This window comes from Streptacidiphilus sp. P02-A3a, from assembly GCF_014084105.1.
Taxonomy (GTDB): domain Bacteria; phylum Actinomycetota; class Actinomycetes; order Streptomycetales; family Streptomycetaceae; genus Streptacidiphilus.
Window position 1 is genome coordinate 3,391,472 of record NZ_CP048289.1, and the last position, 25,675, is coordinate 3,417,146.

General features: G+C 73.1%; 23 protein-coding genes. 6 read left to right on the top strand and 17 right to left on the bottom strand.

What is annotated here, in order from left to right; genetic code table 11:
- Positions 1-393 (bottom strand): hypothetical protein, encoded by a 393-nt coding sequence (locus GXP74_RS15415; protein WP_182452047.1) that lies wholly within the window; start codon positions 391-393, stop codon positions 1-3.
- Positions 394-752: 359 nt separating this feature from the next.
- On the opposite strand from GXP74_RS15415, the gene GXP74_RS15420 reads away from it, so the two are divergent.
- Positions 753-2,141, top strand: a complete 1,389-nt coding sequence (locus tag GXP74_RS15420; protein WP_182452048.1) for a sulfatase-like hydrolase/transferase — start codon at positions 753-755, stop codon at positions 2,139-2,141.
- 26 nt (positions 2,142-2,167) lie between these two features.
- On the opposite strand, the gene GXP74_RS15425 is transcribed toward GXP74_RS15420, so the two are convergent.
- Together GXP74_RS15425 and GXP74_RS15430 are read right to left on the bottom strand one after the other, a co-directional pair.
- The gene (locus GXP74_RS15425) at positions 2,168-2,908 is read right to left on the bottom strand and encodes a Clp protease N-terminal domain-containing protein (protein ID WP_182452049.1); all 741 of its coding nucleotides are present in this window, start codon (positions 2,906-2,908) and stop codon (positions 2,168-2,170) included.
- A gap of 97 nt (positions 2,909-3,005) precedes the next feature.
- Positions 3,006-3,701 (bottom strand): VOC family protein, encoded by a 696-nt coding sequence (locus tag GXP74_RS15430; RefSeq protein ID WP_225447961.1) that lies wholly within the window; start codon positions 3,699-3,701, stop codon positions 3,006-3,008.
- Between the two features lie 314 nt (positions 3,702-4,015).
- Here GXP74_RS15430 and GXP74_RS15435 point away from each other — a divergent pair, with 314 nt between their 5' ends.
- From GXP74_RS15435 to pgm, 4 genes are all read left to right on the top strand, one after another.
- Positions 4,016-5,260 carry a S53 family peptidase gene (locus GXP74_RS15435; RefSeq protein WP_182452050.1) on the top strand — a complete coding sequence of 415 codons (1,245 nt, stop codon included), beginning with the start codon at positions 4,016-4,018 and terminating at the stop codon, positions 5,258-5,260.
- A gap of 182 nt (positions 5,261-5,442) precedes the next feature.
- The gene (locus GXP74_RS15440; RefSeq protein WP_182452051.1) at positions 5,443-7,191 is read left to right on the top strand and encodes a hypothetical protein; all 1,749 of its coding nucleotides are present in this window, start codon (positions 5,443-5,445) and stop codon (positions 7,189-7,191) included.
- A gap of 85 nt (positions 7,192-7,276) precedes the next feature.
- The gene (locus GXP74_RS15445) at positions 7,277-8,263 is read left to right on the top strand and encodes a hypothetical protein (protein ID WP_182452052.1); all 987 of its coding nucleotides are present in this window, start codon (positions 7,277-7,279) and stop codon (positions 8,261-8,263) included.
- A 153-nt stretch (positions 8,264-8,416) separates the two neighbouring features.
- The gene (pgm, locus tag GXP74_RS15450) at positions 8,417-10,072 is read left to right on the top strand and encodes a phosphoglucomutase (alpha-D-glucose-1,6-bisphosphate-dependent) (protein ID WP_182452053.1); all 1,656 of its coding nucleotides are present in this window, start codon (positions 8,417-8,419) and stop codon (positions 10,070-10,072) included.
- A 25-nt stretch (positions 10,073-10,097) separates the two neighbouring features.
- Here pgm and GXP74_RS15455 read toward each other — a convergent pair whose 3' ends face one another.
- Positions 10,098-10,892, bottom strand: coding sequence for a DedA family protein (locus GXP74_RS15455; RefSeq protein WP_370468426.1), 795 nt, complete (start codon positions 10,890-10,892; stop codon positions 10,098-10,100).
- A gap of 124 nt (positions 10,893-11,016) precedes the next feature.
- Entirely contained in the window at positions 11,017-11,484 is a 468-nt protein-coding gene (locus tag GXP74_RS15460) for a PPOX class F420-dependent oxidoreductase (RefSeq protein WP_182452054.1), read from the bottom strand.
- 591 nt (positions 11,485-12,075) lie between these two features.
- Here GXP74_RS15460 and GXP74_RS15465 point away from each other — a divergent pair.
- Complete coding sequence (locus tag GXP74_RS15465; RefSeq protein ID WP_182452055.1) at positions 12,076-14,061, top strand: protease pro-enzyme activation domain-containing protein; 1,986 nt, start codon at positions 12,076-12,078, stop codon at positions 14,059-14,061.
- Positions 14,062-14,126: 65 nt separating this feature from the next.
- Here the strand turns inward: GXP74_RS15465 and GXP74_RS15470 are convergent, their stop codons facing one another.
- The 12 genes from GXP74_RS15470 to GXP74_RS15525 form a co-directional block, all read right to left on the bottom strand.
- Complete coding sequence (locus GXP74_RS15470) at positions 14,127-14,936, bottom strand: DUF3050 domain-containing protein (RefSeq protein ID WP_182452056.1); 810 nt, start codon at positions 14,934-14,936, stop codon at positions 14,127-14,129.
- 37 nt (positions 14,937-14,973) lie between these two features.
- Entirely contained in the window at positions 14,974-15,936 is a 963-nt protein-coding gene (locus tag GXP74_RS15475; RefSeq protein ID WP_182452057.1) for an alpha-ketoacid dehydrogenase subunit beta, read from the bottom strand.
- Positions 15,933-16,925, bottom strand: coding sequence for a thiamine pyrophosphate-dependent dehydrogenase E1 component subunit alpha (locus GXP74_RS15480; RefSeq protein WP_225447962.1), 993 nt, complete (start codon positions 16,923-16,925; stop codon positions 15,933-15,935). Before GXP74_RS15480 ends, GXP74_RS15475 begins: the two co-directional genes overlap by 4 nt.
- Complete coding sequence (locus GXP74_RS15485; protein WP_182452058.1) at positions 16,922-17,836, bottom strand: phytanoyl-CoA dioxygenase family protein; 915 nt, start codon at positions 17,834-17,836, stop codon at positions 16,922-16,924. The genes GXP74_RS15480 and GXP74_RS15485 overlap by 4 nt, the downstream gene beginning before the upstream one ends.
- A gap of 52 nt (positions 17,837-17,888) precedes the next feature.
- A complete protein-coding gene (hppD, locus tag GXP74_RS15490) occupies positions 17,889-18,875 on the bottom strand; it encodes a 4-hydroxyphenylpyruvate dioxygenase (RefSeq protein ID WP_182452059.1) in 987 nt (328 codons plus the stop codon).
- Positions 18,872-20,182 carry a beta-ketoacyl synthase gene (locus tag GXP74_RS15495; RefSeq protein WP_182452060.1) on the bottom strand — a complete coding sequence of 437 codons (1,311 nt, stop codon included), beginning with the start codon at positions 20,180-20,182 and terminating at the stop codon, positions 18,872-18,874. Before GXP74_RS15495 ends, hppD begins: the two co-directional genes overlap by 4 nt.
- Complete coding sequence (locus tag GXP74_RS15500) at positions 20,179-21,798, bottom strand: class I adenylate-forming enzyme family protein (protein ID WP_182452061.1); 1,620 nt, start codon at positions 21,796-21,798, stop codon at positions 20,179-20,181. Before GXP74_RS15500 ends, GXP74_RS15495 begins: the two co-directional genes overlap by 4 nt.
- Positions 21,799-21,869: 71 nt before the next feature.
- Positions 21,870-22,403: a hypothetical protein gene (locus tag GXP74_RS15505; protein WP_182452062.1), complete on the bottom strand. Its 534-nt coding sequence runs from the start codon at positions 22,401-22,403 to the stop codon at positions 21,870-21,872.
- Positions 22,403-23,521, bottom strand: coding sequence for a beta-ketoacyl synthase (locus tag GXP74_RS15510; RefSeq protein WP_182452063.1), 1,119 nt, complete (start codon positions 23,519-23,521; stop codon positions 22,403-22,405). Before GXP74_RS15510 ends, GXP74_RS15505 begins: the two co-directional genes overlap by 1 nt.
- Positions 23,518-23,778 (bottom strand): acyl carrier protein, encoded by a 261-nt coding sequence (locus tag GXP74_RS15515; RefSeq protein ID WP_182452064.1) that lies wholly within the window; start codon positions 23,776-23,778, stop codon positions 23,518-23,520. Before GXP74_RS15515 ends, GXP74_RS15510 begins: the two co-directional genes overlap by 4 nt.
- Positions 23,775-24,044 carry a phosphopantetheine-binding protein gene (locus tag GXP74_RS15520; protein ID WP_182452065.1) on the bottom strand — a complete coding sequence of 90 codons (270 nt, stop codon included), beginning with the start codon at positions 24,042-24,044 and terminating at the stop codon, positions 23,775-23,777. The genes GXP74_RS15515 and GXP74_RS15520 overlap by 4 nt, the downstream gene beginning before the upstream one ends.
- A gap of 43 nt (positions 24,045-24,087) precedes the next feature.
- Positions 24,088-25,506: a class I adenylate-forming enzyme family protein gene (locus GXP74_RS15525; protein WP_225447963.1), complete on the bottom strand. Its 1,419-nt coding sequence runs from the start codon at positions 25,504-25,506 to the stop codon at positions 24,088-24,090.
- Positions 25,507-25,675 lie beyond the last annotated feature (169 nt).

Here is a 25,675-nt window from a genome sequence, read left to right on the forward strand (position 1 = left end):
TCAGCGCTCCGGGAAGAGCCGTTCGACGGTGCGGGCCACGCCGTCCTCCAGGGCGAGCAGTTCGTCCGCCGACAGTGAGGGGTGGCGGCCGATCAGCTTGGGGGCGGCGCGGCCCAGCGGCTCGGCGGCGTCGAGCCGCTGGACGGTGATGTCGGCGTCCCAGTCGCCCGCCTCGTAGAGCTCGTCCCCGGCCAGTTCGTGCGCGTACTCGACGGCCGGGCCGATCCCCGGGGCCGCCGCGCGCAGCCGCCGGGCGGCCTCGGTCAGTGCCGGGACCGGGATGGGGTGCTCCTGGACCACGCGGCCCGCGTGCAGGTCGTAGACCAGTGCGCCGTTGGAGCCGATAGCTCTGCCCCAGAGCAAATGGTGGGCGGGCCGGTCGCGGTCGAACATTTTGCTCTGTGGGACGATAGGTCTCCCTATGTGGACACGCATTGACCCTCTCTTGATCGCGCTGTCATTCTGACCGCATGAATCCCGGGATCGCACTCGTGTGTTGCCGGTATGTCGACTTCTGTCGCCATGCCAGCGCCATCTGTGCCGCCCGCTGATCTGCAGTCAGCGCGGACCGTCCGCCCGCTGACCTGCCGCCCGCGCGGCCCGGCCGGACGACCCCCGGCTGACCCGCGCGCGCCGTCGGCGCGTCCACCGCTCCTCGTCCGCCTGCCGTCCCGGCAGTGCCCGTCCGCGTGCGCCGCCGCCCGGACGTCCTGCCGAGGCGACCCGCGACCCAACGAACCGGATGAAGCACCGTGAACGCACCCCAGCCCAATGTCGTCGTCGTCCTCACCGACCAGCAGCGATGGGACGTGCGCGGAGTGACCCCCGAGCTTGAGCGGATCGCTCGCGAGGGGACCCGCGTCGAGGTGGCCATCAGTCCGCAGCCCGTGTGCGGACCGGCCCGCGCCAGCCTGCAGACCGGCTGCTACGCCAGCGTGCACGGTGTGTTCCGGAACGGGCTGCCGCTGCCCAGCGACCTGCCCACGCTGGCCGGAGCCTTCGCCGCGGCCGGGTACACCACCGGCCACCTCGGCAAGTGGCAGCTCGCCGGGGAGTCCGGCGAACTCGGCCCGGTCCCGGCGGAGTTGCGCGGCGGGTACCAGAAGTGGCTCTCCAGCGACCAGTTGGAGGCCACCTCGGACGCCTACCGGACCATCGTCTACGACGAGGCGGGGGAGCCGGTGCGGCTGGTCGGCTACCGTTCCGACGCGCTGTTCGACGCGGCGGTCCGCTTCGTCGCCGACCACCACGACCGGCCGTTCCTGCTGTTCGTCTCGCTGCTGGAGCCGCACCACCAGAGCGAGACCGACAGTTACCCCGCCCCTGACGGCTACGCCGAGTGCTACCAGGGCAGTTGGCTGCCGCCGGACCTGGCCGCGCTGGCCGACCCGAACGACCCCGCGGGCAGCCCGCACCGCCATGTGGCGGGCTACCTGGGCCAGTTGAAGCGGGTCGACGAGGGGGTGGCCCGGCTGCGGGACGCCCTGCGCAGTCTGGGGCTGGCCGATCGCACGGTGCTGGCCTGGACCTCCGACCACGGCTCGCACTTCCGCACCCGCAACGACGAGTACATGCGCTCCGCGCACGACGCCTCGGTACGGGTGCCGCTGGTGCTGACCGGTCCCGGGTTCAGCGGCGGCGGGTCGGTCCGGCAGCCGGTGTCCACGGTCGACCTGATGCCGACACTGCTGGACGCCGCCGGGCTGCCGGTGCCCGCCACCGTGCAGGGCCGCTCCTTCCTGCCGCTGGTCGGCGGGGGCAGCGACCCGGACCGCCCGGCGGAGGTGTTCATCCAGATCAGCGAGTCGCAGGTGGGCCGCGCGGTGCGGACCGCGCGGTGGAAGTACGCGGTGACCGCCCACGACGTCCACCCCTGGCACGACGCGGGCGCGGACCGCTACGCCGAGTCCGAGCTGTACGACCTGGACGTGGACCCGTACGAACTCGACAACCTGATCCGGCTGGAGTCGCACCGCGAGATCGCCGACGAGCTGCGGGCCGCGCTGCTGCGCTGGATGGAGCAGGTGGGGGAGAAGGCGCCGGTGATCACCGACGCCCCGCCCCGCGATCCGGGCCCGCGCCGGGTGGATCCGCGGGCCCGGGAACTGTCGCTGGAGGGCGTGCGGTTCGGCCACCAGTGAGCCGAGCGCCGCTCCGGGGGCGGCGGTTACCGCGCGCTGTCGAGCCGTGCCTCCAGTCGCTCCAAGCGCTCGACCACGGGCCGCAGTTGGGCGGCGACCAGCTCGCCGACCGCCTTCAACGCGCCCGCGTTCGGCGCCGCCTCGGGGGCGGCCGTGGACTGCGCGCGCAGGTGGGCGTAGCCGACCAGCGCGGCGGAGACCGCCCGCCGGGCCGCCCGGTGCTCGACGCCGAGCGCCCGCAGCACGCGGCCGGCGGCGCCCTCCGGCTCGGCGATCAGGCCCAGCAGCAGGTGTTCGCAGCCCACGTAGTTGTGCCCCAGCGCCAGTGCCTCGGAGGCGGTCAGCTCAAGGGCGTTGGCCGCGGTCGCGCTGAACCGGCCGGACTCCCCGGCGTCCGCGTCCGGCTCCCGCTCCAGCGCCCGGCGGATCCCGGCCGGGTCGATCTCCAGGACCTGGAGCACCCGCAGCGCCAGGTTGCCCTCCTGGTCGAGCACGCCGCCGAGCAGGTGCCGGGTGCCGACGCCGCCGCCCTCCGCCGCCGCCAGCTCCACCGCGCGCCGGACCGCGTCCCGGCTGCGCGCGGTGAAGTAGGCGAGCCGGCCGGACGGGTCCTCGCGGGCCAGCTCGTCCGGCGAACTGGCGCGGAGCGCGGTGACCCGGCGGACCGCCTGTTCCAGCGCCTGCTGGCAGACGGCGGAGACGGGCACGCCCGCTTCCTTGACGGCCTCGGCGAGGTCGTCCGGGAGGTACACGTTGATCTTCGGCACGGCTGCCCCCAGCTGTCGCGATGGTTGATACCCCCTAGGTAACCCCTCCTGGGGTTATAAGTAAAGGGGTGGGTCGCGGCGCTCCGGCGGGGGTCGGTCAGATGGTCACCGGGCCGTTCGCGGTGGCGAACTCGACGGCCGTCAGCCCGGTTTCGTCCTCCTCGGCGTCCACCCAGGTCACCTCCGTCTGCTCCAGCGGATGCTCGGCGGGCTGGCCCAGGAACTCCAGCACCGCCTTCGGCTCCCCGGCGATGGACAGGCCGCTGATGCTGGTGGCGGTCCGCGGCGAGGCCGAGGGGATCTCCTCGGGGGCCACCAGCCACTGGAGGAAGTACGGCAGTTGCGGGTCCTCGATCAGCTCCCGGACGCCGATCTGGCGCCAGCGCAGGTCGAAGCCGTCGGGGCGGACCCGGTGCCCCTCGTCGGCGGTGCGGCCGAGCCGGGCCTCGATCGGCGCGATGTCGTCCACCCCGACGACCCAGCCCAGCCAGCCGCCGCCCTGCGCCGCCCGCTCGGCGACCGCGCGCCCGAACAGTGCCCGGTCGGCGGCGGGGTGGTCCAGGGTGGTGACCACCTCCACGTAGGTGCCGCCGGCCAGGGGCAGGACGAAGTTGCGCGTGCCGAAGCGGGGGTGGACCCCGCCGTCGGTGAAGGACGCGCCCAGCGCGGAGCCGAGCCATTGGACGGTGGAGACGAAGCTGTCCCGTGCCACCGCGTAGGAGACGTGGTCGAGTCGCATGGCGCCCATCATCACCGCGCTGACCTGCGGCGGCTCGCGTGCGCCGGTCGCCACGCCGGGGCCGGGGGCCAGGTTCGCGCGTCTGGCGCAGCAGTGGCGGCGATGGAGAAACGTTTTTGCGGGTTCCTTGTACGAAGGAAGCATGGGTGAACAGGCAGTTGACGGAAGCGCGCCAAGAGGCGGCGCAAAGACTCTCACTGAAGTCTTGTCGAGCATCGGTCAACTCACTAGAGTCCTCGCCAAGCTGACACCCCGGACCGGGGAGGCAGCGGGCAACACCTGCGTGCGGCACCACGTGGGCGCCACCCTCGCTTGCGCGGCGCACCTCGCTCGACCCCCACGGCACATCCAATCCTGGAGGCAGTACGTTGCGTACCAACTCGAAGCTCGCGACCACCCGCCGGATCGCGCTTCCCCTGCTCGGCACCGCCTCACTGGCCATCGGCGGCCTGCTCGCCGCCGTCCCGGCCGGAGCCGCGACCCCCACCGCCCACAACGGGACCTCGTGGGTCCGCTCCTGCGCCGTGGTCCACGCCGCGGGCGAGATGGCCTGCAACGCCCTGCGGGTCACCAACACCGCCGAGCACGTCCACGCCCTGGGCGTGACCGCCGCCGCCACCCCCTCCGGCTACGGTCCCAGCAGCCTGCTCAGCGCGTACAACCTCCCCGCCAACGGCGGCGCCGGACAGACCGTCGCCATCGTCGACGCGTACAACGACCCCAACGCGGCCAGCGACATGGCCACCTACCGCAGCCAGTACGGGCTGCCCGCCTGCACCACCGCCAGCGGCTGCTTCAAGCAGGTCAGCCAGACCGGTACCAGCACCCTGCCGAGCGCCGACGCGGGTTGGGCCGAGGAGGAGTCGCTGGACCTGGACATGGTCTCGGCGATAGCCCCGAACGCCCACGTGATCCTGGTCGAGGCGAAGAGCGCGACCACCGCCAACCTGGGCACCGCCGTCAACGAGGCGGTCAAGCTGGGCGCGAAGTTCGTCTCCAACAGCTACGGCGGCTCCGAGTCCAGCTCCGACCCGAGCTACGACACCAAGTACTACGACCACCCGGGCGTGGCCATCACCGTCAGCGCGGGTGACGGCGGCTACGGCGTCGAGTACCCGGCGGCCTCGCAGTACGTCACCTCGGTCGGCGGCACCTCGCTGTCCACCGCCTCCAACTCGCGCGGCTGGACCGAGAGCGTGTGGAACACCAGCAGCACCGAGGGCACCGGCTCCGGCTGCTCCGCCTACGACGCCAAGCCCAGCTGGCAGAAGGACAGCGGCTGCTCCAAGCGCATGGTCGCGGACGTCTCGGCGGTCGCCGACCCGGCCACCGGCGTCGCGGTGTACGACAACTACGGCGGCGACCCGGGCTGGGAGGTCTTCGGCGGCACCAGCGTCGCCTCGCCGCTGATCGCGGCCGTCTACGCGGACGCCGGCACGCCCACCGCCAGCTATCCCTCGGCCGACCCGTACGCGCACACCTCCGCGCTGAACGACGTGACCACCGGCTCGACCTCCACCTGCTCCCCGGCCTACTTCTGCACCGCTGAGGTCGGCTACGACGGCCCGACCGGCCTCGGCACGCCGAACGGCCTCGCCGCCTTCACCGGCTGACGATTCGTCAACTCCCTTCCGGGCCCCGGTCGCGATCCACGCGACCGGGGCCCGGTCGCGTCGCGGTCCGGTGCCGTCCGATGTATTGACCGCGCTCAGACAACGGTGCCATCCTCAATTAGGAAACCTGACTAACCACACGGGGCTCCGGTGTGTCCGGGGCGTCGGCGACGGGAGCGGCCGTGGACGGATCGGCGCAGCGCACGACGGCCCGGGCCGCCCGGCGAACCGGACGCCTGCGGGGCGCGGCCCGCGCGCTGGCCCTGGCCGCGCTGCTGGCGCTCGCCGGATGCTCCGGCGCCGCGCCCACCCAGCGGTTGCACCACGGTCCGGACCCGCTGGGCACCGCCAGGATCGACCTGAAGCCGGGCCCGGCCGACGCCGTGCTCACCCAGCGCGGTGACCTGACCCGGCTGGGCTGGGACTCCACCGAGACCGCGCTGACCGTGGCCTCGGTCTCCTCCGGCCGCTTCGGCAAGCGCGCCGCGTTCCCGGTCGACGGCCGGATCTACGCGCAGCCGCTGTACGCGCCGGGGCTGTTGGTCGACGGAACGCGGCACGACCTGGTGCTCGCCGCGACCGAGCACGACAGTGTCTACGCCTTCGACGCCGACGCCACCGGTCCGGCTGCGGTCCCGCTCTGGCACACCTCGCTGATCCAGCCCGGGGCCCGGACCTTCCGGGCCGCCGACGACCGGGTGGCCAAGGACCGGCTCTGCGACTCGATCGCGCCCGAGGTGGGCATCACCTCCACCCCGGTCGTCGACTGGGCCACGCTGACCGTCTACGTGATGGCGCTGGACGTCGAGCACGGCGTGATGACCTACCGGATCCACGCGCTCAGCCTGCTGACCGGGCGGGAACTGCGGCCGTCGACCGTGGTCACCGCCGGGGGTCCGGGTACCGGCCTGGACGCGGCGCACGGCCAGGTGACCTTCAAGGCGTCCGACGAACAGCAGCGGATGGGCCTGACCGAGGTCGCCGGGACGGTCTACGCGGGCTTCTCCTCCTGGTGCGGCCTCACCCCGTACCACGGCTGGGTGCTCGGCTACGACGCGGCGACGCTGAAGCGCGACGTCGTCTACGACGACAGCCCCGACTCCTGGGGCGGCGGCCTGTGGGAGTCCGAGAGCGGCATCTCGGTGGACGGCCACGGGCACCTCTACCTGGTCACCGGCAACGGTCCGTTCGACCTGGACCGGGGCGGCGCGGACGCCGGTGACACCCTGCTGGAGGTGGAGCCCGACGACGGGACGCTGGTCACCGTCGACTCGTTCACCCCCTTCGACCAGCAGTGCCGGGCCGAGCACGACCAGGACCTCGGCTCGGGGTCGCCGCTGATGGTCCCCGGCGAGCACGAACTGCTGCTGTCCTCCAAGACCGGCGCGGTCTACCTGCTGGACGAGGCCGACCTCGGCGGGTACCGCACCGTCGCCAACCCCTGTCCGAACCGCGCCCGCACCGACGTGGACCGGATCAAGCAGGAGCTGACCCTCGGCACCGTCCCCGGCGGCATGTGGGGCACCTGGGGCTACTGGAGCGACGGGGCCACCCAGTACGTCTACGGCAGCGGCGCGCAGGGCGAGTTGACGCAGTGGCGGCTCAACCCCGGCGGCACCCTGGCGCCGGTGCCGGTGGCCCACGCACCCGAACCGTTCGCCTACCCGGGCTCGATCCCGGTGGTCAGCAGCGACGGCACCCGCCCGGGGACCGGCGTGCTGTGGACCGTGGACCAGACCCACGGCGCGGTGCTGCGCGCCTACGACGCCGCCGACATCTCCCGGCAGATCTGGACCAGCGCGCAGGACCCGGCGCGGGACGGCCTGGAACCCGGCTCCTTCGACCACTTCACCGTGCCCACCACCGCCGACGGCCTGGTCTTCGTGGGCGACCAGTCCCGGCTGGAGGTCTACGGACTGCTCCGGGGCTGACCGCCACCCCTGCGTCAGGGGCGCGGGCGGCGCCGGAGTGCACCGAAAATCCCCCATAAGGCACCATCCAGCAGCTGGAGGCATGATGCGATTGACCAAGGGCCGCCTAGCGGTCCTCGTCAGCAGCCTGCTCGCGGTGGCGCTGGCCCTGTTCGGCGTGACCGCCTCGGCGACCACGGCCAGCGCCAGCACGACCCGCAACTACCTGGTCACCCTGTACGGGTGGCCGGACAACTCCCCGCCCGGGAACGCGATCGCCTACCCGGAGAACGAGGGCTACCCGACCATCCACAACGTGGCCAGCGGCACCGGGACGTACGCCGACCCGATCACCTTCGCCACCGACGAGGCGGAGCTGCCGGTCGGCACCATCGTCTACTACCCGTACCTGCACCGGTACTTCATCAACGAGGACGACTGCACCGAGTGCGACGAGGACTGGACCGGCAGCGGCCCGGACGGCGGCCCCGGCCTCTACCACATCGACCTCTGGATCAACGGGCAGAACGGCAACTCCAACGACGTCATCAACTGCGAGGACAACCTCACCCAGAACTCCGAGTCGGTGATCAGCGACCCGCCGAGCACCGAGCCGGTCGACACCACCCCGTTGTTCAACTCCTCCAGCAACAGCTGCTACGACCCGTCCAGCTTCACCGGCGGCGGCGGTGGCGGGGGGAGCGGAGGCGGCGGCAGCTATCCGGCCACCTCGGCGGCGCTGGGCGGGAGCGCGGCCCTCAGCAGTTGCAGTGCCTGCGCGGACGGGCAGAAGGTCAGCGACGTCGGCGGCGGCAGCGGTGGCACGGTCACCTTCAGCAAGGTGTCCGAGTCCGCGTCCGGCTCCTACCAGCTGTCCGTGTCCTACCTGAGCGTGGGCAAGGCCAGGCCCGCGAAGGTGACCGTCAACGGCACGGCCCAGACCGTCACCTTCGCCGAGACCTCCGCCAGCAGCTACAGCGTGGTCGGCACCCAGACGGTGACGGTCCAGCTCAAGTCGGGCAGCGCCAACACCGTCGAGTTCTCCGGCAGCGGCACCGCCGGCGCACCCGATATCGCCGGTATCACTGTCTGACGAAGCGTCATCTGGCGCAGCGTCAGATCGCGCCGGTCGCGCCTCCGAACGGGCGTAACCAGCCAGTACCGGCCCCGCCGAGGCATTCGGCGGGGCCGGTGCCGCGGCGGCAGGGCCTAGCATGGGGAGCCAGTGGACCGGAAGGAGCGATTCATGGTGCACGAACGGGCCGGACAACCGGCGCGGCCGAGCGATCTCGTCGACGTACCACGGCTGGTGACAGCGTACTACTCGCTGGTACCGGACCCGGCCGATCCAGGCCAGCGGGTCGCCTTCGGCACCTCGGGCCATCGCGGCTCCTCGTTCGCGACCGCCTTCAACGAGGCCCACATCGCGGCCACCACCCAGGCGATCTGCGAATACCGCGCACAGCAGGGCACCACCGGGCCGCTGTTCCTCGGCGTCGACACCCACGCGCTGTCGGAGCCCGCCCGGGTGACCGCGCTGGAGGTGCTGGCCGGCAACGGCGTCACCGTGCTGATCGACAGCCAGGACGGCTTCACCCCCACTCCGGCGGTGTCGCTGGCGATCCTCACCCACAACCGGGGCCGGGCCCAGGGCGCGCCCGGGGCGGCCGACGGCATCGTGGTCACCCCCTCGCACAACCCGCCCGGCGACGGCGGCTTCAAGTACAACCCGCCGCACGGCGGACCGGCGGACTCACGGGCCACCGGCTGGATCCAGGACCGGGCCAACCAGCTGATCGAGAAGGGCCTGGCCGAGGTCAAGCGGATCCCCTACCCGCGCGCGCTCGCCGCCGCGACCACCGGGCGGTACGACTTCCTCGGCGCCTACGTGACCGATCTGCCGAACGTGCTCGACCTGGACGCGGTCCGCGCCGCCGGGGTGCGCATCGGCGCCGACCCGCTCGGCGGCGCCTCCGTCGGCTACTGGGGCCGGATCGCCGAACAGCACCGGCTCGACCTGACCGTGGTCAACCCGGAGACCGACCCCACCTGGCGCTTCATGACGCTGGACTGGGACGGCAAGATCCGGATGGACTGCTCCTCGCCCTACGCCATGGCCTCGCTGATCGAGCAGCGCGCCGGGTACCAGATCGCCACCGGCAACGACGCCGACGCCGACCGGCACGGCATCGTCACCCCGGACGCCGGGCTGATGAACCCCAACCACTACCTCGCCGTCGCCATCTCCTACCTCTACCGGCACCGCGAGGGCTGGCCGGGGGCCGCCGGGGTGGGCAAGACCCTGGTCTCCTCGTCGATGATCGACCGGGTCGCCGCCGACCTGGGCCGGGAGCTGGTGGAGGTCCCGGTCGGCTTCAAGTGGTTCGTCGACGGCCTGCTCACCGGCGCGCTGGGCTTCGGCGGCGAGGAGTCCGCCGGGGCCTCCTTCCTGCGGCGCGACGGCAGTGTCTGGACCACCGACAAGGACGGGCTGCTGCTGGCCCTGCTGGCTTCCGAGATCCTCGCGGTGACCGGGCGCAGCCCCTCCGAGCACTACACCGCGCTCACCGAGCGCTTCGGCGCGCCGGCCTACGCCCGGGTGGACGCGCCCGCGAGCCGCGAACAGAAGGCGGTGCTGGCGGCGCTGTCGCCGGAGCAGGTCCAGGCCGGGGAGTTGGCGGGGGAACCGATCACCGCCGTGCTGACCCGCGCGCCGGGCAACGACGAGGCGGTCGGCGGGCTGAAGGTCTGCACCGAGAACGCCTGGTTCGCGGCCCGCCCCTCCGGGACCGAGGACGTCTACAAGATCTACGCGGAGAGCTTCCTCGGTCCGGAGCACCTGGCCCGGGTGCAGCAGGAGGCCAGGGCGCTGGTCGGCAGCGTACTGGGGGGCGAGGGCTGAACCCCGGGCGCGGCGGTCGCGGGGGTCAGCTCCGGTCCCCGCGGCCGCCGCGCCGCCCGAGGCCGCTGGGGGTGCTGCCGCCGGTCCGCTCGCCGACCTGTTCGCCCGCCCGTTCCCCCGTCTGTTCACCTGTCCGATCGTCCGTCGGGGGGCGGTCGGGGTGCTCGGCGGGGGCTTTCTGACGGGCCGACGCCCGGTTGCCGCGGTTGCGCTGGAGCAGCACCGGGACCAGCGACAGCGCCACCACCAGGGCCACCAGCGGCAGCAGGTAGTTCTCCACCCCCGGAACCGCCGCGCCCAACCAGTACCCGAGCAGCACCATGCTCTGGGTCCAGGCCAGGCCGCCGATCACCTGCCAGAGGGTGAACGTCGCCGCCGGGACGCGCAGCATCCCGGCGACCGGGCCGAGCACGCTGCGCACCATGGGCACGAAGCGGCCGAGCAGGATGGCCTTGCGATGGCCGTAGCGGGCCAGGAAGTCCTCACCCCGGCCGACCACCGCCCGCAGTCTCCGGTTGCCGCCGCGGGCCAGTGCGGCCTGCCCGCCGCGACGGCCGAGGTAGTAGCTGAACTGGGTGCCCGCGATCGAGCCGATGGCCGCGCAGAGCAGCACCTGCCACAGCGTCAGGTGCGGCCCGTTGCCGACGGTGGCGGCGCAGAACACCCCGGCCGGGAACAGCAGGGTGTCGCCGGGCAGGAGGAAGCCGACCACCAGCAGACCGGCCTCGGCGAAGGTCACCACCAGGACGGCCAGCGCGCCGAACGCCGAGAGCAGTGACGAACCGCTCGTTGGGTTGACCGCCAGCAGGGCCGCGCTCACCGCAGGTTCCTTGTCACCTGAGAACCATAGCCAGACTGTTCGTGTGCCACGTCGCCCGATAGGTGGAGGTTCGCCTGGCGGAGTCCACCCAGAGGAGCAGGGCGACGGGCGCGGCGCGCGCCGGTCAGTCCTCGGCGAGGGCGGCCGGGAAGCCGCCGGTGGCCACCGGGCCCCAGCGCTCGGGGGTGATCCGCAGCAGCGCCTTGCCCTGCTTCACCATCGCCGCCCGGTACTCGTCCCAGTCCGGGTGCTCACCGGCGATGCACCGGAAGTACTCGACCAGGGGTTCGACGTCCTCGGTCGCGTCGATGACCTCGGCCGAGCCGTCGACCTGGAGCCACGGGCCGTCGAAGTCCTCGGAGAGGACCACGATGCTGACCCGCGGGTCACGCCGGGCGTTGCGGGCCTTGGCCCGCTGCGGGTAGGTGGAGACCACGATCCGGCCCGAGGCGTCCGCCCCGCAGGAGACCGGCGACGCCTGCGGCCGACCGTCGGAGCGGGTGGTGATCAGCAGGCCGCGATGCCGGGAGCCGACGAACTCAAGCATGGCCTCGCGGTCGACGGCGGTGTTGGTGGCGATTCGTCGCGTCATGGGGCGAGTCTATGCGCAGCCCGCGCCCACTGTCCGGCGAAGAGCGGACAGCGTCGCCGGTCGGGCGGAACGGGTCGGCGGCGGGATTCCGAAAAGCCGGTCCGGTATTTCCCGGAGGAATTTCCCCGGGCGATCCAGGGGCCGTGCCCGAGGAATGTCGGCGATTGTCAACGAGCGTCGTGGTGAGGTGTCCCCATCCTCAGGGGTGGCAGTGATCCGGCGGAACCCCCAGTAGGTGGTAGCGCCACCGCCGGTTGGGGGGGAGAGGGTCGGACAGGGCATCGGAGCCGAGGTAAATCCGCAGGCCAGTATGGGTTTTGAGGAAGTGTCAGCCTTCGGCTGCCCCGCCCGCGCCGGGTGCGGAGCCGGTCCGCCGGTGTTTTCAGGCAACAGCAAGCAAATTCTCAGGAAACCCTTGCGCCGCTATTCCCGAGCCGTGTACACATCACCCCAGGGCTATTTCGAGCCGCCCCTACCGGCCGAAAGAGCGCCCTGCCTCCCCTCTGTGAACTCACTTCTGGAGTCGTCATTTCCGACATCCTGTCCGGTCGCCGCCGCCGAATAGCGGTCGCCGTCTCCGCCTCCCTGGCCATGGCCGCCGGGACCGTGGCCCTCGCCTCTCCCTCGCAGGCCGCGGCCCCCGCCCCGGCCGTGCGGGCCCTCGCCGGTACCCACCCGGATTGGGCCGCACCCTCCGCCGACAAGGGCGCGACACCCGCGAACGACCAGATCACCGCGCGCGTCTACCTCGCCGGTCGCGACCCGGCCGGGCTGGCCGCGTACGCCAAGGCCGTGTCCTCGCCCGGCAGCGGCGCGTACGGCCAGTTCCTCAAGCCCGCGCGGGTGCGGCAGCTCTTCGGGGCCACCGCGAAGCAGATCGCGGACGTCCGCGCCTGGGCCGGGCACGCGGGCCTGACCGTCGTCGGCAGCGACCCGCACTACCTCGACGTGCACGGCTCCGCCGCCGCCGTCGACCGCGCCTTCGGCACCCGGCTGCACGAGTACGCGGTGCGGGGCAAGCTGCTCAAGGCGCCCGACAGCAACGCCGTGGTCCCGGCGGCGGTGGCCTCGGCCATCCTCGGCGTCACCGGGCTCAGCGACACCGCGCCGACCATGCGGGCCCAGGCCACGCCGGTCGGCAACAGCGCGCTCGGCGCCGTCCCCGAGACCGCCGGGAAGCCCAAGCCGGGCCTGCCCACGGTCGCCACCTGCTCCAACTACTGGGGCCAGAAGCAGGTCAGCGGCGCGCCCAAGGGCTACACCGCGAAGACCAGCTTCGACCAGTGCTCCTACACCCCGGCGCAGCTGCGCAAGGCCTACGGGGTGACCGCCTCCGGGCTGACCGGCAAGGGCGCGACGGTGGCCATCGTGGACGCCTACGGCTCCTCGACCATGCTGGCCGACGCGAACAAGTTCGCGGTGAACCACGGTGACAAGGCCTTCCGCAAGGGCCAGTACAGCGAGGTGGTCACCCCGAAGCTGTGGACCCAGACCGGTGCCAACGACGGCTGCGGCGGCGGCCCCGCGGGCTGGGCGGGCGAGGAGTCGCTGGACGTGGAGATGGTGCACGGGCTGGCCCCGGACGCCGACGTGGTCTACGTCGGCGCCAACTCCTGCTCCGACCAGGACCTGATGGCCGCGCTCAGCACCATCGTCGATAAGCACCTGGCCGACGTGGTCTCCAGCTCCTGGTCCGGGCTGATGCACACCACGGCCGGTGACGAGGCCCCGGCCACGGTCGCCGCCTACGAGCAGATCTTCGAGCAGGGAGCGGCCGAGGGCATCGGCTTCGACTTCGCCGCCGGTGACTGCGGCAACGAGTCCCCGGCGGCCGCGGCCACCGGCGCCAACTGCGACAGCACCAGCACCGAGGCGCAGACCGGCTTCCCGTCGGCGGACCCGTGGGTCACCGACGTCGGCGGCACCGCCCTCGGCATCAAGGACGCCAGCGGCGGCTACGGCTTCGAGACCGACATGGGCACGCTGCGCTCCGCGCTCAGCGCCGACGGCAAGAGCTGGACGCCGTTCCCCGGCACCTTCTACTTCGGTGGCGGCGGCGGTACCAGCCAGGACTTCGCCGAGCCGTGGTACCAGGGCCCGGTCGTGCCCGGCAAGCTGGCGCACACGCTGATGACCGGCGCGGCCAGCAAGACCGCGCAGCGGGTCACCCCCGACGTCGCCATGAACGGCGACCTGTACACCTCGGTCCTGGTCGGCATGTCCGACGGCAGCCCGTACAGCGAGGGCGGCTACGGCGGCACCAGCGTCGCCGCGCCGGAGTTCTCCGGGATCCAGGCGGACGCGATCCAGGCCAGGCACGGCCGGGCGATCGGCTTCGCCAACCCGTCGATCTACGAGCGGGCCAACAGCGCCGACTTCCACGACGTGGTCAACAACACCCTGGGCAAGGGGCAGCAGCCGCTGAACTCGGTCGCCGACTTCGGCGTGATCAGCGGCAGCCTGAAGGTGCGCCTGGTCGCCTTCGGCCGTGACTTCGGTCTGGCCGCGACCAAGGGCTACGACGACGCGACCGGCGTCGGTTCGCCGGACGCGGCCTACCTGGAGTCCTTCCGGTAGCCGTCGCCCGACCCGGTGCTCGGCGGATCCCTCCGCCGGGCACCGGCAGGTGACGGTACGTCAGCTCAGACGGCGGTTCGGACCGGCAGTTCGGCGAAGGACTCGCTGATCGCGGTCCACAGGGCGACCCGGGCGGCCAGCGCGGTGCGCACGGTGTCGGCGCAGGCCTGCCACTTGGCCTGGTCGTCGCCGCACAGGTCGATCAGCATCTGCATGGCCATCGGCGTGTGCTGCTCGCCGTCCACCTCGATGTGCCGGGCCAGGTAGTCCTTGAAGACCGTGAGCGCGCCGTCGGCGTCGTCGATCCGGATGACCTGCTCGAACATCTCCGGGATCAGGTCCTCGCGGCCGAAGGCGAAGGCGGCGGCCCGGCAGTGCACCGGCGCGTTCTCGATGATCTCCCAGGTGGTCGCGGTGAACGCGACGGCGGCCTGCGGGACCTCGGCCACCTTCAGCGCCTCCGGCACCGCGGTGCCCGCGCGCAGCAGCTCCAGGAAGTCGCCGACCGGCTTCGGGTCGGCCCCGGCCTGCCGCATGCCCTCGACGTACAGCTCGAAGTGGCTGGTGTAGCCCTCGCCGAGTTCGTCGCTCTCCTCCACCAGCACGATGTCGTTGATCAGCCGGCGGCTGGCGGTCGGACCCTGCGGCACCCACGGCACGTCCACGCAGGTGAGTTCGCGCTGGAGGCTCTTCAGCAGGGACATGAAGTCCCAGACCGCGAAGACGTGGCGCTCCAGGAACGCGCGGACCCGCTCGTGGCTGTTCAACTCGGCGTAGACCGGGTGCTCCACCACCTCGCGGCGCAGCGGCTCGATGGCCTCGCGCAGGCTGGACAGTCCGGGGTGGGTGCGGTCCCAGTGGTACCGGTCGCTCATCTGACGGCCTTTCATAGTCGGTCTCGGGTTGGTTGGTTCACTTCACGACGGTGCGGATGGCGTGTCGGAGCTGGTCGCGGCTCGGTTGCAGGCTACGGTCCAGGGCCGGGGCGAACGGCAGTACCGCGCCGTCCGGGCGGGTGATCCGGCGCGGTGGCGCGAGCAGCCGCATCTCCTCGGCGGCGGTGGCGACCACCTCGGCTCCGATCCCGCAGCTGCGGTTGGAGTCGTCCACCACCACCAGGCGGCCGGTGCGCTCCAGCGAGGCGGCCAGCGCGGTCCAGTCGAAGGGGTGGAGCGTCCGTGGGTCGAACACCTCGACCGAGATCTCCTCGGCGAGTTCCTCGGCCACGGCGAGGGCGTCGTGGACCAGATGGCCGACGGCGACCACGGTCACGTCGGTCCCGGCGCGGTGCACCCGGGCCGAGCCGATCGGGATCGGCGCGAGCTCCCAGGTGACGTCCTCGCGGACGCCGAGCGCGGCGGCCGGGGCGAACACCACCACCGGGTCCGGATCGCGGATCGCGGCGGCCAGCAGCCCGTACGCGTCGGTGGGGGTGGCCGGAACCAGGGTCTTCACCCCGGCGTGCGCGAACAGGCTGTACGGGTGGTCCGAGTGCTGTCCGGCCCAGCCGTCCCGGGAGCCGGAGCCGGGCACCAGGCAGACCAGCGGGACGCTGCCCTGACCACCCGTCATCAATGAGAACTTGTGTGCCTGGTTCACCAGTTGCTCGAAGACCAGGAACAGCAGCGAGGGGATCTGGAACTCGATCACCGGCCGCCGTCCGGCCAGCGCCGCGCCGACCGCCATCCCGGTGAACGCCTGCTCGGAGAGCGGGGTGTCCACCACCCGGTCGGCGCCGAAGCGCCGTTGCAGCCCCAGCGTGGGACCGGCCAGACCGGCGCCGATGTCCTCGCCGAAGACGCACACCGAGGGGTCGGCGGCCAGGGCGTCGGTCAGCGCCCGGTTCAGCGCCTTGGTGTAGGAGAGCATGCTCATGCCACCGCCCCCGCTCTCGGGCGCAGCCCGCTGGCGTACAGGTGGTCGCAGGCCCCGGCCGGATCGGGGTGCTCCGAGGCGAGCGCGAACTGCTCGGCCTCGGCCAGCAGTTCGGCCAACTCGCGGTCGCAGTCGGCGCGTTCGGCGCGGTCCAGCAGCGCCGCCGCGCGCGGCAGCGGATCGCGGGCCCGCCAGGCGTCGACCTCCTCGGCGGAACGGTAGTTGACCTTCATCCGGCGCTCCATGGTGTGGTGGCCCTGGTACCGGTAGGTGCGGCAGCGCAGGAACCCGGGCCCCTGTCCGGCGCGGGCCCGGTCCACGGCCGCGCCGGCGGCGGCCAGTACCGCCTCGGTGTCCATCCCGTCCACCTCGGCCGCCGGGATGCCGAAGGCGGCGGCCCGGCCCAGGGCGCTGCCCGCCACCGCCACCTCGGCCGGGAGCGTGGTCGCGTAGCCGTTGTCCTCGCAGACGAACAGCACCGGCAGCCGCCACATCGCGGCCAGGTTCAGCGACTCCAGCAGTACGCCCTGGTTGAGCGCGCCGTCGCCGAAGAAGGTGACCACCACCCGGTCCTCGGCGGCCTGCCGGGCGGCCCAGGCCGCGCCGACCGCGATCGGCGCACCCGCGCCGACGATGCCGTTGGCGCCCAGGATGCCCAGGGAGAGGTCGGCGGCGTGCATGGAGCCGCCCCGGCCCTGGTTCAACCCGCCTACGCGGCCGGTGAGTTCGGCGAGCAGACGGCGCGGTTCGGCGCCCTTGGCCAGGACGTGCCCGTGGCCCCGGTGGGTACTGGTGATCCGGTCCTGCGGGCGCAGCGCCGCGCACACCCCGACAGCGACCGCCTCCTGGCCGATGTACGGGTGGGTGCCGCCGACGATCGCCCCCGACTTCACCAGGGTCAGCGCCAACTCCTCGAAGCCCCGGATGAGTCGCAGCATCCGGTAGCGCCCCAGGAGGGTGCTCAGGTCCGGCGTCCGATGGTCCGTCACCCTTGGCCGGTCCAGATGGTCGGGCAGAACTCCGGGTCCGCGTAGTCGGGTTGGCCCTGCGGGGTGCGCCGGACCAGCACGTCGTGGTTGTAGACCACGTCGCTGCCGTCCGCGCGCTGGTAGCGCCGGTAGTGGTTGTCGCCGTCCTGCAGGTGCAGCGAGACCGCGCGGCGCGGCGCGCCGGAGAGGTTGGCGCCGCTGCCGTGGTAGGTCCGGCAGTGGTGGAAGCTGACGTGTCCGCGCGGGATCACCATCGGGATCTTCCGGACCTCCTGCCCGTTGAACCGGGCGTTTTCGGAGAGCAGTTGCTCCAGCTCGCCGCGGTCGCGATGGGCGAAGTGGCGGCTGGAGTCCTCACCGGCGTCGAGTTCGCGCCAGCGGTGGCTGCCGTCGACCATGGTGATGGTGCCCATCTCCTCGCCGCAGTCGTGGAAGGGGATGAAGGCGGTGAGCATCCGCTCCGAGCTACAGGTCTGCCAGTAGTGCCGGTCGAAGTGCCAGGGCACCTGGTTGCTGGGCTCCTCGGCGACCGGCGGCTTGTAGATCAGGGTGGCCTGGAACACCCGGATCCGGTCCGCCTCGGCCAGCCGCGCGGCCACCGCGCCGATCAGCGGCTTGCGCAGGATCGCGGCGATCGCGTCGCTCTCGTAGTGGACGTAGTCGTTGTGCCGCTGGACCTCGCCGTGGGCGGGCTCCCAGTGGGCCAGGTTCGGTGGGCGCAGCGGCAGTTCGCGGTCCTGCCGACCGCGGTAGTACTGCTCGGTGGCGGCCTGGAGGGTGTCCAGCTCCTCGTCGGTGAACAGCCGCCGGGAGAGGTACCAGCCGTGCTCGGCGTAGGCCGCCACCTCCTCGTCGGTGGGCAGCGCCTCCCGTTCGGCGTCGGTCAGTGGGAATTCGGTCAGGGTGGGCATCGTCGCCGGTCCCTCCTGGGTCGGGCCTGGTTCGGCGTGGGTGGCTGGAGGGTCAGCGGGCGGCGATGGCGTTCTGCCGCTCGACCGCCTCGTACAGGGCCTTGATGTTGGCGGTGCCGAAGGTGCCCGCCCCCTGACGCTCGATCAGTTCCAGGAAGAAGGTCCGCCGGGCGTGCACCGAGCGGGTGAAGATCTGGAACAGCTGGCCGCCGTGGTCCTGGTCGACCAGGACGTCGAGTTCGCGCAGGGTGTCCACCGGGATCGCGGTCCGGCCCAGCCGCTGCGCCAGCAGCTCGTAGTAGGCGCCGGGCGTGCTCAGGAACTCCACCCCCTGGGCGCGGAAGGTCCGCACGGCGGTGGCGATGTCGGGGGTGCGGAAGGCCAGGTGCTGGACGCCGGTGCCCTCGTGCGAGTCCAGGAAGGTGTCGATCTGGCCGGGCTGGCGCGCGGTGTCGGGCTCCAGCAGGGTGAAGGTGACCTGGCCGGAGGCGCTCTGGACCACGCTGGAGTCCATGCCCTGGGCGCCGACCTCGATGTACTCGCCGAAGATCCGGTGGAAGCCGAGAGCCGCCTCGCAGAAGCGCACCGCGGGTGCGAGCTCCCCGGCCGGGACGCAGATCGCGGCATGGTCCACCGCCTGCAACAGCCCCGTCGGCGCGTCCGCCCGGGCGGGTCCCGGGTCGGCCACGAAGCGCAGCGCCACGTCGCCGAAACCGGCGACCAGGCCGGGTTCGGTCTCCCGGGCGCCGTGCCGCACGGCGCGGTCCACGGCGGACTGCGGGTCCGCGCAGCCGAGCGCGAGCACCGCCACGCCGTCGCCGTGCCGCTGGACGAAGCGGGCCACCGGGTGGTCGGCCGCCTCGGCGGAGCTGAGCCGCAGCCGGATCGAGCCCTGGCTCAGGTGCACGGTGTGGACGCCCCCGGTCGCGGCGGGCTGCTCCGGGTCGCGGCCGAAGCCGAAACCGGCGACCAGGTCGGCGGCGGCCTGGTCGGCGTCCGCGCAGTGGTACTCGATATGGGCGATGCCCTGGATGGTCAACGGAACTCCCCGGACTGGTGTCTGATGGCACGGGTGGTGGGCGGCCCGAAGATCAGGCTGAGGTTGTGGCCGCCGAAGGCGAAGGAGTTGGACAGGGCGGCCCGGATCGGCGCGGCCCGGGCGCGGTCGCGGACATGGTCCAGCTCGCAGGCCGGATCGGGGTCGTCCAGGTTGAGCGTCGGCGGGAGCACGCCGCGGGCCACGGCCAGCGCGGTGACCACGGCCTCGACCGCGCCGGACGCGCCGAGCAGGTGCCCGGTGGCGCCCTTGGTGGAGCTGACGGCGGGCTGGTCGTCGCCGAAGACCGAGCGCAGCGCGGCGGTCTCGGCGATGTCGCCGATCTTGGTGCCGGTGCCGTGCGCGTTGACGTAGCCCACGTCGGCGGGGGCGAGCCCGGCGTCGTCCAGCGCCGCGCGCATGGAGTCCGCCGCGCCCTCGCCGTCCGGGCGCGGCATGGTCGGGTGGTGCGCGTCGGTGGAGGCGCCCCAGCCGGTGAGGTCGGCGTAACCGGCCGCGCCGCGCGCGTCCGCGTGTGCGGCCCGCTCGACCACCAGGACGGCACTGCCCTCGCCCAGCACGAAGCCGTTGCGGCGGCGGTCGAAGGGCCGGCTGGCCTGTTCCGGGTTGTCCCAACCATAGGACAGCGCTCGGGCGTTGGTGAACGCGGCGGCGATCGTGGGATGCAGCGAGGCCTCGCTGCCGCCGCAGACCACGACGTCCGCGTCGCCCGCCCGGATCAGCCGCAGCGCCTCGGCCACCGCCTGCGCCCCGGCCGCACAGGCGGTCACGATCGCCGAACTGTAGCCCCGGATGCCGTACTTGATCGCGATCCGGGCGGTCGCCATGTTGGACAGCATGCCGGGCAGCAGGTACGGGCTGACGCCGGGGCGTCCGCGCTCCAGCCGCCGGTGCGACTGCTGCTCGAAGGTCTCCAGACCGCCGCCGCCGGTGGCGAGGACCACCGCGATCCGGCGCGGGTCGACGTCCCGACCGACCACCAGGCCCGCGTCGGCCAGGGCGTCGTCGGCCGCGGCCAGGGCGAGCAGCACGAACCGGTCCACGCAGCGGGTCTCGGTGGGCGGCAGCACCTCCCGACCGTCGATGGCGGGGGAGATCCCGGCGGCCGGCAGCCAGCCGTGGGCCGGGTGGCCCAGCGGTACCGCGGTGATCCCGCTCCGCCCGCCGAGCAACGCGTCGAAGACCTCCTCCGGCTTCCGGCCGACCGGGGTGACCAGGCCGACGCCGGTCACCACGGCGGACTCCCGGGCCGGGCGGCGGGCCGCGGGGGACGGCGCGGCGGCGGTCACCGGGCGGCCATCGCGTCGAGGTGGCGCTGCCGCAGCAGCACCTTGCGGACCTTGCCGGTGGGGCCGAGCGGGATCGTCGCCTCGTCCACCACCAGTACCTTCCGGACGGTGGCGGCGGTGGCCGGTTCCAGCGCGGCGGTGACCTCCTTGGTGCGGTCGGCCTCCGGGTCCGCGTCGGCGCGCAGCCGCAGCAGCACGTCGGTCACCACCCGGTCGCCGTCGCGCACCGCGACCACGGTGCAGTCCACCACGTCCGGGCAGGCGGCCAGCACCCGCTCCTCGGACATGGCGGTGAACAGCCGCTGGCCGCCGCCGAGGTCCACCGAGTCGACCGCCCGGTCGACGTGGTAGTAGTAGCCCTCCTCGTCCCGGTACATCAGGTCGCCGGTGAGGAAGTAGCCGCGGACCCGGGTGCGGTAGGTGGTGGCCGAGTCGTTCCAGTAGCCGAGGGCCAGCGTGGGGGAGCGGGTGCCGAGCTCGCCGACCTGGCCGGGGCCGAGCGCGGCGCCGTCCGGATCGAGCACCGCGCAGTCGACGAAGGTGTGCGGGCGTCCCACGCAGCGGCCGTAGCGGTCGGTCTCCGGGCTGTGGCTGATGAAGAAGTGCGAGTGGCCCATCTCGGTCGAGCCGAGGCCGTCCACGAACACCGAACCGGGCACCCGGTCGCGGACGCCGCGGCGGACGGTGGCCCGGGAGCCGACCGCCACCAGCCGCCGGATGTGCGCCTCGTGCGCGCAGTCGCCGGTGTTCCACCAGATTGCCACGGAGTCGAGTTGACGCTTCGTCAGGTCATGGTGCGCCAGTTCGGCCCAGGTGGAGGCGAATCCGAGTACCCCGCCGGGCTGCCAGTGCTCGGCCGCGTCCAGCAGGGCCGCCCCCGACTGGGTGGACAGCAGGGCGAGTTCGGCGTGCGAGCTGAGCGCGAGGTTGACCGCGATCAGGGTGGCCGCGTGCGGCGCGGGCAGGGCGCTGAGCATCCGCTCGGTGCCCTGGGCGCGGGGGAGGGCGAGTCGGTGCCGGATCGCCGCGTACAGGCTCTGGTGCGAGTGGACCACGGCCTTGGGCATGCCGGTGGTGCCGGAGGAGTGGGTGATCGCGATCGGGTCCTCGGCCGAGTGCGGGTAGGCGGCGGGTGCCGCGTCCGGGTCGGCGGAGCCCAGGCCGGTGATCTCCGGCAGCAGCGGCGTACCGGTGTCGTGGCCGGTCAGCGCGGACCGGTGGGCGGCGTCGGCGAGTACCCCGGTGGCGTTCAGCCGCTGGATGTAGCGGGCCGCCCGCTCCCCCTCCAGGTTCGGGTTGACCAGCGCCGGGATCGCCCCCAGCCGGGCCAGGGCGAGGAACGCCAGGACGTTGTCGGACACGTCCGAGGTGTAGACCGCGACCGGGTCGCGCCGGGACACGCCGAGGGCGTGCAGCGCCGCCGCCCGGGCCCGGACCGCGCGGTCCAGCTCGCGCAGGGTGAACGGCTGCCAGGCGGGGTGGCCGTCCACGGCGGTGTCGAAGGTCAGCAGCGGGTCGTCCAGGCCGAGGCCCAGGGCGATTCTGCTGGTCAGTACGTTTCCGGCGCCGACCTGGGGATCGTCCGCCAGTAGCGCTCGGATGCTGCGGATGCTCACGTTGGTGGATCCCTCCCATGGCGCTGGCCATGCCGGTGAGATGAGTGGACGTGCGGGGGCGGTGCGATGGCTCAGGCCCGGGTCAGCAGCAGGGCGACGGCGTGGTCGGTCTGCGCCGAGCCGTCCGCTGTGCGGTCCGCCTGTTCGGCGGCGATCAGCAGCACCTGGTCGGCGTCGCCGTCGGCCAGCAGCAGCTCCGCCAGCTCCAGCGCGTCGGCCGGGACCTCGCCCGGAACGGCCGGGCGGGGCGGACTGGTGGCCAGCACCGGGCCGGTGAGCCGCCAGCGGGCGGCGAGGTGGCCGAGGATCGCGTTCGGGTTGGACTGGAAGAACAACAGCGGTGGTACCCGCTGCGGGGAGGCGGCGGCGGCGTCGATCGCCGCCGCCGTGGCCCGGTCGCCGCTGCCGCTGGTGAGCAGCAGTGCGGTCCGGCTGGGACCGGGCCCGGGTGCGGGCCCGTAGTGGGCGCGCAGGCAGCGTTCGGCTGTCTCGGCGACCAGGGGGTTGAAGGTCGAGGCGGTGAATCCGGCGAGCGGCGGCAGTCCGTCGTCGGCCGACTCGGGCCAGTGGGCGCGGGCGAGCACCCGCAGCGGTGGCGGTGGCATCAGGCCGCCACCAGCAGAGCGGTGTTGGCGCCGCCGAAGGCGGAGTTGACGGTGAGGGCGTAGCGGGGGCGGATCGGGCGCGGCCGGTCCAGTACCAGGTCGAGGCGGCAGTCCTCGTCCCGGTCGGTCCAACCGGCGTTGACGGGTAGCTTTCCGGAGTGCAACGCCGCGATGGTGACGGCGAGTTCGAGCAGGGCGGACGCCTCCAGCGCGTGGCCGTGGACGCCCTTGGTGGAGCTCACCGGGAGCCGGTCGGTGTGGTCGCCGAACACCCGGCGCAGGGCGTTGGCCTCGGCCTGGTCCGCGAGTGGCGATCCGGTGGCGTTGGCGTTGACGTAGCCGACCTGGTCCGGGGTGATCCCGCCGCGCCGCAACGCGGAGCTGATCGCCCGGGCCAGTCCGGTCCCGTCCGGGACCGGGCGGCAGACGTGGTATGCGTCCCCGGCCCGGCCCCAGCCGCTGACCTCGGCCAGCACCGGCGCGCCGCGCCGTTCGGCCCCGGCCCGCGACTCCAGCACCACCGCGACGGCGGCGTCGCCGAGCAGGGTGCCGGTGCGCCCGGCGCTGAACGGCCTGACCTCGCCGTCGCGGGCGAGTGCCCGCCCGGCGTCGAAGGCCGCGTACACCCCGGCCCCGACCAGGTGGCCGGCCGCCACCAGGACCCGCTCGCGGCGGCCCGAGGCGATCAGGGCGGCGGCGTCGGCGACGGCCGTCCCGGCCGCGACGCAGGCGCCGGTGTACACGCGGGTGACGGCGGGGATCCCCCACTGCCGCCGCGCGCCCTCGGCGATCCGCGCGGCGACCCCGGTGGTGTCGAGGTCGCTGTGCAGGGCCAGCAGCAGCGGGGTGGCGCCGTCGTCGTCGGCCCCGGGCAGCGCGGCCTGGCGGCAGGCGTCGCCGACGGCGGCGAGCACCGCCTCGGCCAGCGGCGGGGCGTCCGGCAGCAGGGCCGCGCGTCGCACCCGGCGTCCGGTCACGTCGAACCGGGTGACCGTGTCGAACACGGCCCTGCCGCGCGCGGTGGCCTCGGCCAGCGGTCCGGGGCCGTGGCCGCAGGCGGAGAGGACACCGAGTCCGGTGACCACGGGCCGGGCGGCGGGGACGGTGGTGCCGGTCATGTCCGCGCGGCCCCCGCGGTCCGGGCCGCCTCGACTGCCGCACGCAGCAGGCCGGTGGCGTCGTCCACGGTCCGCACCGCGTCCAGCCGGTCGTCGTCCAGGTCCAGCTCGATCTGGTAGGACTGCTCGAACTCCGCTATCAACCACGTGAGTTCCAGCGACCCCAGACTCTCCGGGACGGCCTCGGACGGACGGTCGCCGTAGCGGGCGAGCATGGCCACCACCGCGGCCCGGTCGGGGAGCGGCAGCCCGCTCACGCGGTGCTGCCGGCGGGGGCGGCGGCGATCCGGGCGGCCACGTCGGCGGTGAACTCGTCCAGGGTCATCAGCGCGGTGCTCTCCATCTCGTCGGGGTCGAACTTCACCCCGTACTCGTCCTCGACCTGGATCGACAGGTCGGCCAGGGCCAGCGATTCGAGGTCGAGTCCGGCCGGACCGAGGTCGGTGTCGCCGGTGACCTCGGAGACGTCGTAGTGCATCTCGGTGAGTGCCGCGAGCACGAACTCGCGGATCCGGTCCTGCATGGGGGACTCCTTGTGGCTGTGGTTGCTGAGGGTTGACGTTGCGTCAGTGGACGGCCGCGGCCGCGGCGGCGCGGAGTCCGGCCGGATCGCGGAGCAGCTTGCCGGTGGCGGTGCGTGGCAGCGCGGGCAGGAAGGACAACGAGCGCGGCCGCTTGTAGCCCGCCAGCTGCCCGGCGACCAGGTCGTGCACGGCCTCGGGGCCGGCGCCCGGCTCGGTGGCCAGGAACGCCTCGATGGTGCCCTCGGTGAAGACCACCACGGCCTCGCGGACCACCGGCAGCGCGGCCAGGGTCTGCTCGACCTCGGTGAGGTCCACCTTGAGCCCGCCGATCGACACCTGCGAGTCGCGGCGGCCGAGCACGGTGGCCCGCCCGTTGGCCGGGTCCAGCCGTCCGGCGTCCCTGGTGTGCAGCCAGCCGTCGGACCAGCGGGTCGGGTCGGTGAGGCCGAGGTAGGGCGAACCGGCGGTCCGGATGTGCAGTTCGCCGTCCGCCTCGCGCAGTCGCATCCCGTGCACCGGCTCCACCGAGGGATGGTGACGGCCGGTCAGATCGGTGGCGATGACCCCGACCTCGGTCATCCCGTACATGGTGCCCAGCGGCACCCGGTAGCGCCGGGTGAAGGCCCCGGGCACCTCCGGGTGGACCAGCTCGCCGGCCACCACCATCCGCCGCAACTGCGTCAGCGGTGGCGGGGACTGGACCCCGGCCAGCAGTTCCGCGTGGAACGGCACACCGATCACCGTGGTCGGCTCCGGAGCGGCGGCCACGGCCGCCAGGATCCCGGCCGCGGTCATCCGCTCCGGCACGGTCAACGGAACCCGCGCGTGCAGGCTGTTGAGCAGCCCGCCGACGAGTCCCAGCACATGCACCATGGAGGCGAGCAGCACCACCCGCTCGCCGGGCCCGGGGAAGTCCGGAAGCCTGCGGTAGCAGTCGAGTTCGCGCAGCAGGTCGGCCGCGGTGCGGGCGATCACCTTGGACGGGCCGGTCGAGCCGGAGCTGAGCTGCACCACGGCGTGCCCGGTCCGGGCCGGGCGTCCGCCGGGCTGCGGCTCGACCACCGGCTCCACCTCGGCGAAGCCGCGAAGCCCGCCCGACGGGTAGCGGTCCGCCCGGACCAGTACCTGTGGTTCCAGGCGCAGCAGCGCCGCCCGGACCTCGTGCTCGGTGAGGCGGTAGTCGAGCAGCATCACCTGCGCGCCCTGCTGCCAGCCCGCCAACAGGTTGACCACATAGGCCAACGAGGGCGGGAGTCGCAGCGCCAGCGTGCCGCCGGGGGCCAGGCCGGCGGCGGCGAGCCGGGCGCGCTGCTCGGACACCAGGGCACGCAGGGTGCCGCGATGAGTCATGGCCCCGAACTGGACGCACGCCTCCTGCTCCTGGCCTGCCAGCAGGAAGAGCTCGACCCAGTTCTGCGGTACGTCCGCAGGCGGGGCAGAGGGGAAACCGGTCAACGCCACTCCACGCATCAGGGAGGAAATCATGGCCGTCGGTTCGAATTGAATGCGGTCAATTCCGCATGCAGACCCTGGCACAGACGAATCGTCAAATCAAGGTCTATACCAATGTGGTCGATACCTTCTACGCTGCCAAACCAGGACTGGCCCGAGCGCGGCCGTCCGCGAAGGA